Below are 15,595 nucleotides of genomic sequence, written 5' to 3' on the forward strand. Positions count from 1 at the left end.
CGTCACGGCACCTCCATGCCTCACCCGGTCGGTGACCGACACGCGATGCCGTGATCACGATCCTAAACACCCCCTTCGGGCGAGGTCCACCCTTTTCGCCCGCCGGTCGCACCGGGCCGCGGACCTCACGAACTCCCGTACACCGCCTTGACGTTGTCCTGGGCCGGATGGGTCCGGCCGGCCGGACCCGCCGCGAACACCCGCAGGAGGTTCTCCGTCACCCGCGTGGTCAGCGCCCCGGAGCGCGCGTCCAGGCCGTGGTTGCGTCCGCTGCGGCCGTCGCCCGTCGCGTCCAGGGCCTCCACCCAACGCATCGTCCCGGTCGCGAACACCCCGGCCCCGCTCGGCACCGTGTAGTAGGCGGTGTCGTGGTGGCTGGGCCGTCCCTCGCACACCACGGGGGAGTGGGCCAGGATCTCGATCGGCCGAGGGGTGGGGAAGCCGGTGGAGACCTTGTCGTACTCGACGCCCACCAGGTGCTCGAAGCGGTCGCCCGCCCGCGCGCCGGTGCCCTCGAACAGCCAGTGCCCGGGGTTGGTCACCACGTACGGGGCGTCCACCGGATAGCCGTCGTAGATCACGCCGAGCAGCGAGCTCTCCGGATCCGCGCCGGGCGCCGAGCGGAAGTCCACCGTCGCGGGATGGCCCCGCTTGAACCCCGGGTCCTGTTCGTAGGAGGACTTGTAGCAGACCAGCGTCCGGTCCGGCCCCAGGTCGGAGGCCTCCAGGCGGATCCGGCGGTAGCAGCAGTTCGCGCCCAGGATCGCGATGTTGGTACCGGCGTCGCGGGCGGCGGTGACGTGGGCCCGCTGCTCCGGCGACCAGTACTCGTCGTGCCCGAGCGAGAGCACCGCCGCCGCTCCCTCCAGGAGCCGCTTCTCCCGCGCCACGTCGGTGGTGGTCGTGTAGGCGAGGGGTATGCCGAGCCGCTCGGCCAGCGCGATCAGCGGAGCCTCGTACACGAGGAACAGGCCCGCGCCGTCGTCGTACTCGTACGGCCGGTCGAAGCTCACGGCGAGGGAACGGGAGGCGAAACCGCCGCCCGGGCCGTCGTAACTGCCGTAGCCACCCCACCGGTTGTACGCCTGCCAGGTGGCCACCGCGCCCACGACGACGGTGCGGCCGGCGGTCGTCGCGGAGCGGACGGTGAGCGGGACGAAACGCCGGCCCTCACCGCCCTGCGCGTCCAGCCGCAGCAGATAGCTGCCCTCCGGCCAGTCCTTCGTCTCGACCGTGGCGGTACGGGTCCACCGCGTGCGGACCATCCTGGTCCCGGCGTCCACCGTGGGCTCCGGCTGGCGGGCTCCGGGCAGCGCCTCGGAGCGCCACACCAGACGCGCGCGGGCTCCGCCGTACCAACCCATCCGGTAGGCGGAGACGGTGAACCTGGGCGCGGTCGTCGACACGTGCAGCCCGAAGGACTCGCCGGGCAGGACGCTGACCTTGTCCGCGAACCCCTCGATGGCCCGCGCCGGGCCGGCCTTGCCCACCGGCCAGTCGGCATGGCCCGGGAGGGCGTTCTCGGCCTTGACGTCGAGACCCGGTGTCCGGGCAGGCGACGGCTTCCCGTCGGGCGCGCCGGACTCCGACGCAGCCCCGGACCCCGCCTCGGATCCGCCGTCGCGGTCGCCGTTCCCGCAACCGGCCACGGCCCCGAGCCCCGCGGCCGTGGCCGCGCCCGTCGCGACCCCGAGGAACCACCGCCTGCCCGCGCCTTCGCCGTCCGCGGCGGGCCCGGCCTTGTACTCCTGATGCATGCAGGGCACGTTATGTGACGCTTGGGCCCACGCTTCCACCGGGCGGCCGGAACCGTCCGCGCGCGACGAGGCACCCGAGGCACCCGAGGCACCTCGGGAACGACGTGGCGGACGGGAACGAGATCATTGGTGTCGAACCGGGGCGCCCCGGCACCGTACTGCCGTCGCGCGCCGGCCCGACCTCGGCCGCACCACGGTCGTCACCCTCCAGTGAGAGAGTTCCTCCCGTGAAGCGCACGAGTACCCGCCTCGCCGACGGCCGCGAGATCCTCTACTACGACACCGGCGACGGCGCCGCCGCCCGTGCCGTCCCCGACACCCGCCCGCTCGACGCGCCGGCCGACGGGACGGGGACGGGCACCGGGCCCGAGGTCCGGCGTGATCCGCTGCTCGGCGACCCGGTCGTCATCGCCGCCCACCGGCAGGGCCGCACCTACCACCCGCCCGCCGACGCCTGCCCGCTGTGCCCCTCCACCGAGGGGCGCGCGAGCGAGATCCCGGCCCCCGACTACGAGGTGGCCGTCTTCGAGAACCGCTTCCCCTCCCTCGCCGGCGACACCGGCCGCTGCGAGGTCATCTGCTTCACCCCCGACCACCGGACCTCCTTCGCCGAGCTCGACGAGGAGCGCGCCGCGCTCGTCCTCGCCGCCTGGAGCGACCGAACGGCCGAACTCTCCGCCCGCGCGGGCGTCCGGCAGGTCTACTGCTTCGAGAACCGGGGCACCGAGATCGGCGTCACCCTCGCCCATCCGCACGGCCAGATCTACGCCTTCCCCTTCGTCACCCCGCGCACCACCCGGATGCTCGCCACCGTCGCCGCCCACCGCGAGCGCACCGGCGGCAACCTCTTCGAGGAGGTCCTGGCCGCCGAACGCACCCAAGGCACCCGCGTGGTCCTCGAAACGGAGCACTGGACCGCCTTCGTGCCCTACGCGGCGCGCTGGCCGTACGAGGTCCACCTCTACCCCCGCCACCGGGTCCCCGACCTGCCCGCCCTCGGCGACGCGGCCCGCGGCGAGTTCCCCCGGGTCTACCTGGAGCTGCTGCGCCGCTTCGACCGACTCTTCGACCGGCCCGAGCCGACCCCGTACATCTCCGCCTGGCACCAGGCCCCGACGGGCGAGGGCCGGGCGGACTTCGCGCTCCACCTGGAGCTCTTCACGATCCGCCGGACCGCGGACAAGCTCAAGTACCTGGCCGGCACCGAGTCCGGCATGGAGGCCTACATGAACGACGTCCGGCCCGAGGACGCGGCCGCGCGACTGCGAGAGGTGGCGAGCGCGTGAGCGGGATCAGCGGGAGCAGCGGGAACGGCAAGAAGGGCGGGAACGGCGGGAACGGCGGGAACGGCGGGTCGGCACAGGACGGCTTCCAGCAGCTGTACGGGTACCCGCCCGAAGGCGTCTGGGCGGCACCGGGCCGGGTCAACCTGATCGGCGAACACACCGACTACAACGACGGCTTCGCGCTGCCCTTCGCCCTCCCGCAGCGCACCGATGTGGCCGCCGCCCGGCGCACGGACCGGATCCTGCGGGTCCACTCCGCCGACGCCCCCTCCGGTGCCGTCACCCTCGACCTCGCCGGTCTCGACCCGGCGCACCCTCCGCAGGGCCCCGCGAGCTGGGCCGCGTACCCCGCCGGGGTCGCATGGGCCCTGCTGGACGCGGGACTTCCGGTCGGCGGAGCCGATCTGCACGTACGGTCCGACGTACCGACCGGCGCCGGCCTGTCCTCCTCCGCAGCCCTGGAGGTGGCCACCGCGCTGGCCCTCACCGACCTGTACGCGATCCCGCTCACCCGCCCCGAACTGGCCGCACTGGCCCGGCGCGCCGAGAACGCGTACGTCGGCGTCCCCTGCGGGATCATGGACCAGACGGCCTCGGCCTGCGCGACCCGGGGACACGCCCTCCACCTGGACACCCGCAGCCTCGACCGTCGCCACATCCCCTTCGACTGCGCGGCGGCCGGCCTGCGCCTCCTCGTCATCGACACCCGGGTCAAGCACGCACTGGCCGACGGTGCCTACGCCAAGCGCCGGGCCTCCTGCCACGGGGCGGCCGAGGCCCTGGGCCTGCCCGCCCTGCGCGACCTCCCGTACGAGGAGCTGGAACAGGCCCTGCCCCGCCTGCCGGACCCGATCGCGCGCAAGCGGGTCCGGCACGTCGTGACCGAGAACGAACGCGTCCTGCGCGTCGAGGAACTGCTCGGCGCGGGCCGGTTGCGCGAGGCGGGCCCGCTGCTCACCGAGGGCCATCTCTCGCTGCGCGACGACTACGAGGTCTCCTGCCCCGAGCTGGACCTGGCGGTCTCCACGGCGAACGCCGCGGGCGCGTACGGCTCCCGCATGACCGGCGGCGGCTTCGGCGGCTCGGCGCTGTCCCTGATCGACGCGGACGCCGAGGAGGAGGTGACCCGAGCGGTGACGAACGCCTTCCTCCGCGCGGACTTCACAGCGCCCCGCGTCACGACCGCCTCCCCGTCCCCCGGAGCCGTCCGGCTCCTCTAGGGGGTGTTCCGGGGCTGTCACACAGCGTTCACACCGGGCCGTGCGGATTCCCGGCGGGCCTTCGGCCCGGCGTCCTAGACTTGCCAGTCGGTTGATCATTTATCGTCGAGTCGGAGGAACGAACACGCATGCGTCATCTCCCCCTGGGCAGTTCGGGACTGCAGGTCTCCGCCGTCGGCCTCGGCTGCAACAACTTCGGCGGCCGACTGGACGCCCAGGCCACCCGCGCCGTCGTCGACGCCGCTCTGGACGCGGGCATCACCCTCCTGGACACCGCCGACATCTACGGCGGCGCCGGCGGCTCCGAGGTCCACCTCGGGCAGGCCCTCAAGGGCCGCCGCGACCAGGTCGTCCTCGCCACCAAGTTCGGTTACGACGGCGTGGACATGAAGTACGGGCCCGCCGCCGGTTCCCGCGGTGGCCGCGCCTACATCCGGCGTGCCGTCGAGGAGTCCCTGCGCCGCCTCGACACCGACCACATCGACCTCTTCCAGCTGCACAGCCCCGACCCGGCCACCCCGATGGCCGAGACCCTGGCCGCGCTCACCGAGCTGGTCGCCGAGGGCAAGGTCCGCTACATCGGGCACTCCAACCTCTCCGGCTGGCAGCTCGCCGAAGCCGCGCACATCGCCCGCGAGACCGGCTCGGTCCCCTTCGTGTCGGCGCAGAACGAGTGGTCGCTGCTGCAGCGTTCGGTCGAGCGCGAGTTGGTCCCGGCGGCCCTCCACTACGGCGTCGGCGTGCTCCCGTACTTCCCGCTCGCCAACGGCCTGCTGACCGGCAAGATCCGCCGGGGCGCGCCCGTACCGGCCGGTTCCCGACTCGAAGGCCGCGACGCGTACCTCACCGAGGAGCGCCTCGACGTCGTCGAAGCGCTGGCCGCGCTCGCCGAGAAGCACGACCGGACCGTCCTCGAACTCGCCATCGGCTGGCTCTCCGCCCAGCCCGGCTGCGCGTCCGTCATCGCGGGAGCCACCTCCCCCGAGCAGGTGCGCGCCAACGCGGCCGTCGCCGACCGCCCGCTGGACGCCGAGCTGCTCGCCGCGATCGACGCGATCCCGGGGGCGGGCAAGCCCGAGTGACCCGCCGGTCCGAAAGGCCCTAGGTGGGCGCGCCCGTCAGGACGTCCACCTTGCCGGTGTCCAGCGAGTAGTAGGCGCCGACGACGGCCAGGGCGCCCTTCTGTACGAGGGGCGCCAGGTCGGAGTTGGTGCGCAAGTCGTCCGCGGTGACCCGGATCTGCTGGTGGATCATGGTGTCGACCGGGTCGGCGCCCGGGTTCTCGACGGTCAGCAGGTACGCCGGTCCCAGCGCCTTCACGATCGACTGGAGGTTCCCGGGCAGCGGCGTGCCGTCCTGCAGCGACTTGTAGGCGGCTTCGATGGCGCCGCAGCGCTGGTGCCCGAGCACGACGATCAGCGGGGTGCCGCCCGTCATCGGCCCGTACTCGACGGAGCCGGTGACCACCGGGCCGATCGCCTGCCCGCCGGTGCGCAGGACGTACAGATCGCCGAGCCCGGTGTCGAAGACGAGCTCGGGCGCCACGCGGGAGTCGATGCAGGTGAGGACCACGCCGAACGGGTCCTGTGCCTCGGCGACGAGTTCGCGCCGCTCGGGATCCCGGTCGGGGTGGTCCAGCTCCCCGCTCACCCAGCGCGCGTTGCCCTCCATCAGGCGGGCGAACGCGGCTTTCGGCGTGTCCGGCCGCGGCTCGGGCGCGGCGGTCGTCTCCCTCGGCACGCGCGGCGAGGAGCACCCCGCGAGCCCGACGGCGACGGCGGCGGCCGCGAGGCCACCGGTCAGCACGGCCCTGCGGGCCGGAGGTCCTGCGGTGCGCATGGGCGGTACCCCTCGGTCGTGATGACCGCGATTGTTCATCGTGCCGGGGGCGTGCGGACCGCAGCCACACACGGGCGCCGCCGCATTGCCACGGACGGCCCACGGCCACGGCCCGCGAGCCGTCCGCGAGCCGCCCGTGGGCCGTCGGTGGGCCGTCCGTGCGGGCTCAGGACACGATGTCCTTGCGGGAGAACCCGCGGAAGGCGAGCGCGAACAGCACCAGCGCGTAGGAGGCCGACACCACCGCCCCCTTGACCATCCCGCCCCATTCCAGCTGCGGCTGCAGGGCGTCCGCCCACGCGAACTGCCAGTGCGCCGGAAGGAACTCCCGCCACGAGCCGAGCGCGGTCACCGCGTCCAGCACATTGCCCACGATCGTCAGCCCGACCGCCCCGCCCACCGCGCCCAGCGGCGCGTCCGTCCGCGTCGACAGCCAGAACGCCAGACCCGCCGTGACCAGCTGCGACACGAAGATGAAGGCCACCACCAGCGCGAGCCGCGGCACGGTGTCCGCGGCCGCCAGCGCCCCGCCCGTCGGGAGCTTCAGCGGGCCCCATCCGTACGCGGCCGTGCCCGCCGCGAGCGCCACCACCGGCAGCAGCACCATCGCCGCCAGGCTGAAGCCCAGCGCCACCACGAGCTTGCTCCACAGCAGCCGCGCCCGTGGCACCGGCGAGGCCAGCAGGTAGCGCAGCGAGGACCAGCTCGCCTCCGAGGCCACGGTGTCCCCGCAGAACAGGGCCACCGGCACCACCAGCAGGAAACCGGCCGAGACGAACAGGCAGGTCGCGGCGAAGTTCGCCCCCGAGGCCGTGGCCGTGTCGATCAGGGTGACGCGGCCGTTCCCACCGCCCCGGCTGCCCGGTCCGCCGCCCACCGCGAACGCGATCATCAGGACGAACGGCAGTGCGGCCAGCACCCCGGCCATCACCAGCGTCCGCCGCCGGCGCCACTGCCGCAGCGCCTCCACGCGCAGCGGGAGCGTACGGCTCGCCCGATAGCCCGGAGCCACCTCCCGCACCGTCGTCGCCGTACTCACGCCGCACCTCCGATCAGGGTGAGGAACGCGTCCTCCAGTCGCCGGTGCGGTCCTACCCCGCTCACCGGCACCTCCAGCCGTACGAGTTCGGCGATCAGGCCCGCGGCCGTCGCGCCGTCGAGCCGTACGAGCAGCCCGTCGTCGGCGGCCACCACGGAACCCACTCCCTCCAGCGCCGCCACCTTCTCGACGCACACCTCGTCCACCGGCTCCGCCAGGGTCACCAGCAGCGTGTCCCCGCCGCCGGTGATCTCGGCGACCTCGCCCGCCGCGACCCGCTGTCCGCGGTCCATGACCACCAGGTGCGTGCAGGACTGTTCCACCTCCGACAGCAGGTGGCTGGAGACGATGACCGTCCGGCCTCCCGCGGCGTAGCGGATCATCACGTCCCGCATCTCGCGGATCTGCGGCGGGTCCAGACCGTTCGTCGGTTCGTCGAGGATCAGCAGGTCCGGCATCCCGAGCATGGCCTGCGCGATCGCGAGGCGCTGGCGCATGCCCTGCGAGTACGTGCGTACCGCGCGCTCGAGGGCGTCGCCGAGGCCGGCGATCTCCAGGGCCTCCGCCATGTGCGAGTCCTCGGCCGGACGGCCGGTGGCCTGCCAGTACAGCTCCAGATTGGCGCGGCCCGTCAGGTGCGGGAGGAACCCGGCACCCTCGACGAAGGCCCCGACCCGCGACAGCACGGGCGCCCCGGCCCGTACCGCGTGCCCGAACACCCGGATCTCCCCGGCGTCCGGGGAGATGAGCCCCATCAGCATGCGCAGGGTGGTGGTCTTCCCGGCGCCGTTGGGCCCGAGCAGTCCCAGTACCTGCCCCTTCTCGACGCGGAAGGACAGGTCGCGCACCGCGTACCGGTCCTGCGCCTTCGCGTACCGCTTCGTCAGTCCGGTGATCTCCAGGGGTACGTCGGCCAGTGCGGGGTCCGGCCGTGGGGCGCCGGACCGCGGCCCCGCGGAGCCTCGGCCGGGCCGGCGGATCCCGAGCAGCGCAGCGGCCAGGGCCACCGCGCCCAGCGGCAGCCACCAGGTCCAGGCGGGAGTGCCCGCCGAGGCGGTCCGCACCTGGGCGGCGACGGGCACGGCCAGCGGGCCCTGGGCGGCGACGGTGTAGGTGGCAGGCGCGGCCGGGGTGGCGTAGCCGAGGTCGGTCGCGGCGACCACCAGCCGCAGCCGGTGCCCGGCCACGACCTCGTGGTCGATCGCGGGAAGGCGCAGGCGCACGGTCGTGCCCTCCTGCGCGTTCTCCACCCGCACCGGTGCGACCAACTGGCTCGGCAGCACCTGCTGCCGGCCGTCGGGACCCACGTCGTACACCTTGCCGAACAGGACGGCCGAACCGTCGGCAGCTGTCGACCTCACCTTCAGGGTGAGGGTCGGGGTGCCGGTGATCCGCAGGTCCTCGGTCAGCGGCGCCGACTCGAACCGGGCGTTCTGGCCGGGGAAGTCCAGCGAGAGCCCGGCCCCGAAGGCGGCCAGCTGCCCACCGATGCCCGGCAGCGAGGACAGGGCGGGCGGCGCGCCGCCCGCCGGATTGGCGAAGGCCTGCTCCGGTCCGGCCAGCGCGAACTCCCGCGGGCCGGATTCCAGCCCGGGGTACCGGTCGCCGGTCGCGCCGCGCAGGGTGACCTCGCCGTCGGTGGAGTCGATGCCTCCGGAGCGGGTGACCCGGAACGCCGGGCCGGTGTCGGCGCCCTCGTCCCCCTTGAGATGGCGGTCGAACCAAGAGGCCACGCGGGCCTCGGTCCGGTCGGCCTCGCGCATGCCGCCGTCGTGCCCGCCGGCCGCCCAGTCCACGGACACGGGCGCGCCGTTCGCCGCGATGGCCTTGGCCATGGCATCGGCCTGGTCCAGCGGGAAGAGGGAGTCGTCCTGGCCCTGGACGATCAGCGTCGGCACCTTGATCCGGTCGCCGACGGCCGACGGACTGCGCTGCTCCAGCAGGGCGCGGGCCTCGGCGTCGGGCTTGCCCGCCACCGCGACGCGTTCGTACATCGCGCAGAGCTCGGGCTGGAACCGTCCGCAACCGGGCGCCGCCGCGGCATCGGGCCGCGGGCCGCGCGGGGCCTGTTGCATCCCGTCCGTCGAGCCGCTGGTGAAGAAGATGCCGGACCAGAGCTTCTTGAAGACGCCGTTCGGGAAGAGGGAGTCCGCGAGGTTCCAGTAGGTGATCTGCGGGGCGATCGCGTCGACCCGCGGGTCGTGACCGGCGGCGAGCAACGAGATCGCGCCGCCGTAGGAGGCGCCGGAGACGCCGACGCGCGGGTCTCCGGCCGCGTCGAGCTTGACCTCGGGCCGGGCCGCGAGCCAGTCGATCAGCCGGGAGACGTCCTTGACCTCGTACGCGGGGTCGTTCAGACCGATCCGGCCCTCGGAACGGCCGAAGCCGCGCGCCGACCAGGTCAGGACCGCGTACCCGTCCCGGGCGAGGCGCTCGGCCTGCGCGCGGACGTCGTCCTTGCTGCCGCCGAATCCGTGCCCGAGGAGCACGGCGGGACGTTTTTCCCCGCCGCCGCCCGCGGTGAAATAGGAGGTGTCGATCCCGGCGCCGGGCATGTTCATGATCTGGTCTTGGCGGTGCACGGCGGGTTCGTCACCGGTCGCGGACGCGGCCGTCCACGTACCGGCCCCCGCCACGACCGCGAGCGCGGCGGCGCCCGCGAGCAGACGGTCTCGGCGACGCCGGGGCATTCGGAGCTTCATACGGGCACCCTAAGGGCCCGTTCGTCGGGCTCCGAGCACCCACAGGCGGAACCGCCCACCTTCTCAGGGACTATGCAAAGCCCCGCGCGTACCGCACCTGCGGTACGCGCGGGGCCGCTCGGCCTTCCGGTGACGTGACCGGAGAGGTTCACCGGGGCAGCGTCACCGCTGGACGTTCGGCACGTGGTCGGGGTTGTCCTTCTCGACCTTGGCCGGGTCCGGCTGCGGGGCCGGGGCGGGCTTCGGTGCCGGGTTCGGCTGGTGCTCGCAGTAGACCTTGCCCTGGTAGAACTTGCACCCCGGCATGTTCTCGACGTCCCGGACCTTGCCCTTCTTTCCGCGCTGGTCCTTCTTCCCGTGGTGGCCCTTCTGCTCGCCACGGTGATCCCGCTGACCCTGGCCCTGATGGCCGCCCTTCTCGTATCCGGCCTGGTGGACGGCCGTCGAGGTCGTTTCCAGGGCCTGCGGAGCGGCGAAGGCCGTCCCGGGCAGCAGCACGCCTGCGGCGACGAACGCGCCCGACACGGCGACCATCGCGAAACGCTGCTTGCGGGAGGTGCGGATCATGAGAGTTCTCCAGGGAGGGGGAGTGGCGGTGGGGGTGGGGACGAAAGGGACGGTTGGTCGATATGTCGCTTTTGTTCCTACTTACGAGACTGGCGGCCGCTCCTCACGAGAGCGTCCCCCGATCGTCACGAGCGCGTCACAGCGCCACGCGCCCGACCGACCTGCGCGAGACGTCCCGGGGCGGGAGGATGGCCGCATGCTGCTGGCCGAGGTCGCCCGTGTGTCCCGGGAGGTCGCCGAGACCTCCGCCCGCTCCCGCAAGACCGCCCTGCTCGCCGGACTGTTCGCCGCCGCACCCGCGCAGGAGGCCGGCCTGGTCATCGCGTACCTCTCCGGCCGCCTCCCCCAAGGCCGCCCCGGCATCGGTTGGCGCACGCTGGGCCAGGAGACCGCACCGGCGGCCGAGCCCACCCTGACCGTCCTCGACGTCGACACGGCGGTGGCGGAACTCGCCGCCACCCGGGGCGCCGGATCGGTGGAGCGGCGCGGTGGCATCCTCGCCACCCTCATGGGCCGCGCCACCGCGCCCGAGCAGGCGTTCCTGCGCAGCCTGCTGTCCGGCGAGGTGCGCCAGGGCGCACTCGACGCGGTGGCCCTGGAAGGCGTGGCCGCGGCCGCCGGGGTGCCGGCGGCCGACCTGCGCCGGGCGGTGATGCTGGACGGCTCGTTGCCGCGGGTGGCGGCCGCCGTACTGGCCGACGGGCCGCAGGCGCTGCGCGCCGTCACCCTGCGCGTGGGGCAGCCCGTCCAGCCGATGCTGGCGGGCACGGCCGGATCGGTCGCCGAGGCGCTGGCCGTGCTCGGGCCGTGCGCGGTGGAGGAGAAGCTGGACGGGATCCGTGTCCAGGTGCACCGGGACGGGGGCGACGTACGGGTGTACACGCGCTCCCTGGACGAGATCACCGGGCGCCTGCCGGAGGTGGCGGAGCTGGCCCGGTCACTGCCGGGGGAGCGGTTCATCCTCGACGGTGAGGTCATCGGCCGGGCGGCGGACGGCCGCCCGGTCCCCTTCCAGGAGATCGCGAGCCGCGTCGGCTCCCGGGTCGACGTCGAGGCGGCCCGACGGACGCTCCCGGTCGCCCCCTACTTCTTCGACATCCTGGTGGCGGGCGACGAGGTCCTGCTCGACCTCCCGGTGCGCGAGCGGTACGCGGCCCTGGCCGCGCTCGTACCCGAACACGCGCGGGTCGGCCGCCTCGCCGTCGAGGACCCGGGGGCGCAGGCGGCCGAGGCCGAGGCGTTCTGGGCCGAGACGCTGCGCCGCGGCCACGAAGGGGTCGTGATCAAAGCACTGGACTCGTCCTACGCGGCCGGGCGGCGCGGCAAGCACTGGCTCAAGGTCAAACCGGTGCACACCCTGGACCTGGTGGTCCTCGCCGCCGAATGGGGCCACGGCCGACGCACCGGACTGCTGTCGAACCTGCACCTGGGCGCACGCGCGGCCGACGGCACGTACGCCATGCTCGGCAAGACCTTCAAAGGGCTCACGGACGAGATGCTGCGCTGGCAGACGGAACGGCTGCGCGAGCTGGCCGTCGAGGACGACGGCTTCACCGTCCGGGTCCGCCCCGAGCTGGTCGTCGAGATCGCCTACGACGGCCTGCAGCGCTCCTCGCGCTACCCGGCGGGGGTGGCCCTGCGCTTCGCCCGGGTCCTGCGCCACCGCCCGGACAAGAACGCGACCGAGGCGGACATGGTGGACACGGTCCTGGCGGTGCGCACCCCCTAGTACTCCAGCCGTAGATCGTGACCTGTGGCTGCTCCTCGTCTGCTTGATCGGGCGCGGTCGGCCAGCCGTCCGATCCCGTGCGGTGCGCGGCGACCGTCCGGCGGATTCCGCTGCTCTGGGAGAACCCGACCAAGGATCCGCCAGCAGCCTGAGACGGGGCTCACCTCCGCCGCGCTGCCGGGGAAAAGCGCTCGCGCACGCTGCCAGCTCGTTCACGAGGGCGGAGAACTAGAGTTGTTCTCGCGCCATGCCCGTCGTTCCGGGCCTGCGGTCGCCGTGCGATCGGCGGCCGGGCTCTGAGCCCCCGTTGACCAAGGATCAGTTGGCGGGCGGGCCGTCGGCGAGGGGATGCATGTTCCGAAGTGACCGATTGTGGAGTTCCATGGATTTCAGAGCGCAGGTACCGCCGCGAAGGCTCGGGCCGTTCCGGCTGACCGAGGAGGGCATCGCTGCCCTGCTGGGCCGGTACGAGTTCGGGGACTCCTGTGTTCGGAGGGTCGTACTCGACCAGGAGTTCGGCGCGCAATCGCGGGGCCGGGCGGTCCGGATCGTCATCGATGCCCAGGTGAGGGACGAGGATAACCTCTGGGAAACCGTCTGCTTGGACTTCGAGGGAGTCTCGCGCTTCCGGATCGACGAGAGCAAAGGCTTTGCCTGGGTGCTGTACGACCCTCCGATGTTCTCCCGCTTCGACGACCAGTTGTACGTGGACTTCTGCGCCGAGTGGTTCGACGGTCCGGGGCCTGCCGACGCGGAGCAGGTGTTCGAGTGGTCGCAGTTGGTCTTCGCCATAGCAAGTGGCTCCTGGAGTGTGCTCCAGGACTGGGGCGACCGAACAACGATCGCGCCACCACGCTGAGGCTTCGGCGTGCGTCAGCGGCCGGGGCCGGCGTCTGGGGCACCTCACGGGGTCCCCGGCCGCTCCGGTGTGGGGAACCCTGAGCACCTCTCCACGAGGCAGCTTGGTCGGCTCCGGCTGAAGCCGACTCCACTCGTGGATCGTGCTCTTGCCGGCGAGGGCTGGCGCTGGGATGGGTGCGGTCACCGTTGATCATCGGTGTGTGGAAACAGAAGATCATGCGGTGGCCGCAGGTCACAGCGCAGACCCTGCCCGTTGGCGCGAGGCGTTCGAGGTTCTGATGGGCCGGATCGCGGGCCGGTTCAAACGGGTCGAGCCCCGGCGCCGGGTGCGGCAGCTCGTGCCCGGGCTGCTGTCGAATCTGCCGCGCAAGAACTGCTGGACCGTAGCCGAATGGGCCGGAGAGGCAAGTCCGGACGGGGACGCAGCACCTGCTCGGCCGGGCCAAGTGGGACGCCGACCGGATTCGCGACGACGTGCGCGAGTACGTGGTGGAACATCTGCACGACGACGAGGCGGTGCTGGTGGTCGATGAGACCGGGGACGTGAGGTAGGGCACGCACACGGTCGGTGTCCAGCGCCAGTACACCGGCACCGCGGGCAGGATCGAGAACTCACAGGTCGCCGTCTACCTCGGCTGAGCCGGACGCCGTGGTCATGCCGCGGTGGACCGCGAGTTGTACGTCCCGCGCTCGTGGACCTCCGAGCCCGACCGCTGCCGGGCCGCCGGGCTCGGCGAGGAGACCGCGTTCGCCACCGAGCCGGAGCTGGCCGCCCGCATGATCGGCCGGTTCGTGGACGCGGGCCACCGAGCCCCGTGGGTCGCCGGCGACGAGGTCTACGGCGGCAACCCGAAGCTGCGGGCCGCACTGGAGGAACGTGTCTGCGGCTACGTGCTCGCCGTCGCCCGCACCCACGAAGTCCCCACCCTTGCTGGGAAGTTCCGAGCCGACGCCCTGACCAGGAAGCTGCCGAAGCGGGCGTGGCAGAAGCTGTCCGCGGGAGCCGGCACGAAGGGGCACCGCTTCTACGACTGGGCCGTCTTCGACCTCGCCCACCCCGGACCCGGCAGTCACCAGCTGCCGATTCGCCGCAACCACAACAGTGGCGAACTCGCCTTGTACCGCTGCTGTTCGCCCCGCCCAGTGCCGCTGACCGAGCTGGTGAGAGTCGCGGGATCAAGGTGGCGGGTGGAGGAGTTCTTCCAGTCCGGTAAGGGCCTGGCCGGACTGGACGAGCACCAGGTCCGCCGTTTCGCGTCCTGCTCCCGCTGGGTCACCCTCGCCATGCTCGCCCACGCCTTCCTCGCCGTCGTCCGCGCCGAGGAACACGCCCGCCACCCCGCACCAGACACTCTCAGGTCGTTCACCTGCAACGAGATCCAGCGCCTGTTCATCACCCTCGTCGTCCGACCCGCCCTCGACGCCGCTCACCGGCTCGACCGGTCCGACTGGCGACGCCGCCACCAGGCCCGATCCCAGGCCGGCCACTACCGGCGACAAGCCGCTCAGGCATGAAGATCACGATCTACGGCTGGAGTACCAGCAGTGCTTACGCGTCGTCGGGGTCGCCGTCGTCCTCGCGCAGCCTGCGCCAGAGCCGGGTGCGGTGGAGCACGTAGAGGGCCGCGAGGAGGAAGAGCACCTGCAGGCCCACGGCGAGCAGCCAGAAGACGGCACTGCTCTCCAGCTCGTCCGTCAGGTAGGCGAAGTTCATGCCGAAGAACCCCGTCAGGAAGGTCAGCGGCAGGAAGATCGTGGACACCACGGCGAGGCGGTTGATCACGCCGTTCTGGTCGCCCGACACCAAGGAGGAGTAGCTGCCGAAGGCCCGCCGAGCGGTTTCCTGGAGGGACTCGATGTCGGAGAGCACCAGGGACGCGGTACGCCGGTACTCGCGGACGAGCTGCCGGCGTTCCTCGTGGAAGCCCCGGTTCATCACCCGGCGGGTGACGCTCTCCTCCGCCACCCGGTGGTAGGGGAGGAGGGTGTGGTGCAGCAGAGCGGCGGTGCGCCGCAGCCGGGCCAGGCGGTAGAGCTGCTCGGGCTCGCGGCGGCGGAACATGGCGTCCTCCAGGTCCTCCACCTCCAACAGGGCCTGCACGGCGGCCCGCCGGTAGGTCTCCATGGCCTCGTCCAGCAGCAGGAACAGCATGGCCACGGAGTCCGCGGGGTTCTCGACCGGGAACCGGGCGGTGAGGTTCCCGATCAGGGCGGCCGGTCCCCGGTGCACCGTGACGAGGTACCGCTCGGTCACCAGGGCGTGGACATGGACGACCCGGTCCGCGTCGACCGCGGGCACGACGAACGCGGCGCTGTCGCCGAAGATCTCCACCCGGGCGGACTCCTCCTTGCGTCCGAGCCACGCCACGTCCTCGGCCTCCAGGCCGAGCAGCTGGGCGATCGGCTGTTCGTCGGGCGAGGCCGCCTCGGGCAGTTCCACGTCCACGAACAGGAAGCGGGACACGGCGAGGCTCTCGCGCGCCTGCGCCACAGGGCCGCGCGTCAAGGTGCCCTCCGGCATGGACATCATCGATACGATCATCGTCCCTCGCCGTAGGTCACCTGGTGCGATGCCTCCCAGCCTGTACCGCTGGG

General features: G+C 72.8%; 11 protein-coding genes and 1 pseudogene. 6 read left to right on the forward strand and 6 right to left on the reverse strand.

Annotated elements, in window-relative coordinates:
- Window positions 1-125: 125 nt before the first annotated feature.
- Window positions 126-1,757: a N,N-dimethylformamidase beta subunit family domain-containing protein gene (locus tag OG624_RS38515; protein WP_371640538.1), complete on the reverse strand. Its 1,632-nt coding sequence runs from the start codon at window positions 1,755-1,757 to the stop codon at window positions 126-128.
- A gap of 227 nt (window positions 1,758-1,984) precedes the next feature.
- Here OG624_RS38515 and galT point away from each other — a divergent pair, with 227 nt between their 5' ends.
- The 3 genes from galT to OG624_RS38530 all read left to right on the forward strand — a co-directional run bounded on the left by galT (window position 1,985) and on the right by OG624_RS38530 (window position 5,345).
- A complete protein-coding gene (gene galT, locus OG624_RS38520) occupies window positions 1,985-3,043 on the forward strand; it encodes a galactose-1-phosphate uridylyltransferase (RefSeq protein ID WP_371589545.1) in 1,059 nt (352 codons plus the stop codon).
- Window positions 3,044-3,048: 5 nt separating this feature from the next.
- Window positions 3,049-4,263: a galactokinase gene (gene galK, locus OG624_RS38525; RefSeq protein WP_371640914.1), complete on the forward strand. Its 1,215-nt coding sequence runs from the start codon at window positions 3,049-3,051 to the stop codon at window positions 4,261-4,263.
- Window positions 4,264-4,391: 128 nt separating this feature from the next.
- Entirely contained in the window at window positions 4,392-5,345 is a 954-nt protein-coding gene (locus tag OG624_RS38530) for an aldo/keto reductase (protein ID WP_033216488.1), read from the forward strand.
- 19 nt (window positions 5,346-5,364) lie between these two features.
- On the opposite strand, the gene OG624_RS38535 is transcribed toward OG624_RS38530, so the two are convergent.
- From OG624_RS38535 to OG624_RS38550, 4 genes are all read right to left on the reverse strand, one after another.
- On the reverse strand, window positions 5,365-6,102 hold the full coding sequence (locus OG624_RS38535) for a carbonic anhydrase (protein ID WP_371640539.1): 738 nt from the start codon (window positions 6,100-6,102) through the stop codon (window positions 5,365-5,367).
- A gap of 166 nt (window positions 6,103-6,268) precedes the next feature.
- Complete coding sequence (locus OG624_RS38540; RefSeq protein WP_033216494.1) at window positions 6,269-7,141, reverse strand: ABC transporter permease; 873 nt, start codon at window positions 7,139-7,141, stop codon at window positions 6,269-6,271.
- A complete protein-coding gene (locus tag OG624_RS38545) occupies window positions 7,138-9,843 on the reverse strand; it encodes an alpha/beta fold hydrolase (RefSeq protein WP_371640540.1) in 2,706 nt (901 codons plus the stop codon). The genes OG624_RS38540 and OG624_RS38545 overlap by 4 nt, the downstream gene beginning before the upstream one ends.
- 162 nt (window positions 9,844-10,005) lie before the next feature.
- Window positions 10,006-10,410, reverse strand: a complete 405-nt coding sequence (locus OG624_RS38550; protein WP_033216498.1) for a hypothetical protein — start codon at window positions 10,408-10,410, stop codon at window positions 10,006-10,008.
- 196 nt (window positions 10,411-10,606) lie between these two features.
- Between OG624_RS38550 and OG624_RS38555 the strand changes: the two genes are divergently transcribed.
- The 3 genes and pseudogenes from OG624_RS38555 (at window position 10,607) to OG624_RS38565 (ending at window position 14,515) form a co-directional block, all read left to right on the forward strand.
- Window positions 10,607-12,139, forward strand: coding sequence for an ATP-dependent DNA ligase (locus tag OG624_RS38555; protein ID WP_371640541.1), 1,533 nt, complete (start codon window positions 10,607-10,609; stop codon window positions 12,137-12,139).
- 382 nt (window positions 12,140-12,521) lie between these two features.
- Window positions 12,522-12,998, forward strand: coding sequence for a hypothetical protein (locus OG624_RS38560; protein ID WP_371640542.1), 477 nt, complete (start codon window positions 12,522-12,524; stop codon window positions 12,996-12,998).
- A gap of 280 nt (window positions 12,999-13,278) precedes the next feature.
- Window positions 13,279-14,515: pseudogene (locus tag OG624_RS38565) on the forward strand (IS701 family transposase).
- 34 nt (window positions 14,516-14,549) lie between these two features.
- On the opposite strand, the gene OG624_RS38570 reads toward OG624_RS38565, so the two are convergent.
- Entirely contained in the window at window positions 14,550-15,530 is a 981-nt protein-coding gene (locus tag OG624_RS38570) for a magnesium transporter CorA family protein (RefSeq protein ID WP_237545170.1), read from the reverse strand.
- Between the last annotated feature and the right edge of the window lie 65 nt (window positions 15,531-15,595).

The sequence above is a fragment of the Streptomyces virginiae genome (assembly GCF_041432505.1).
Classification (GTDB): Bacteria; Actinomycetota; Actinomycetes; order Streptomycetales; family Streptomycetaceae; genus Streptomyces; species Streptomyces virginiae_A.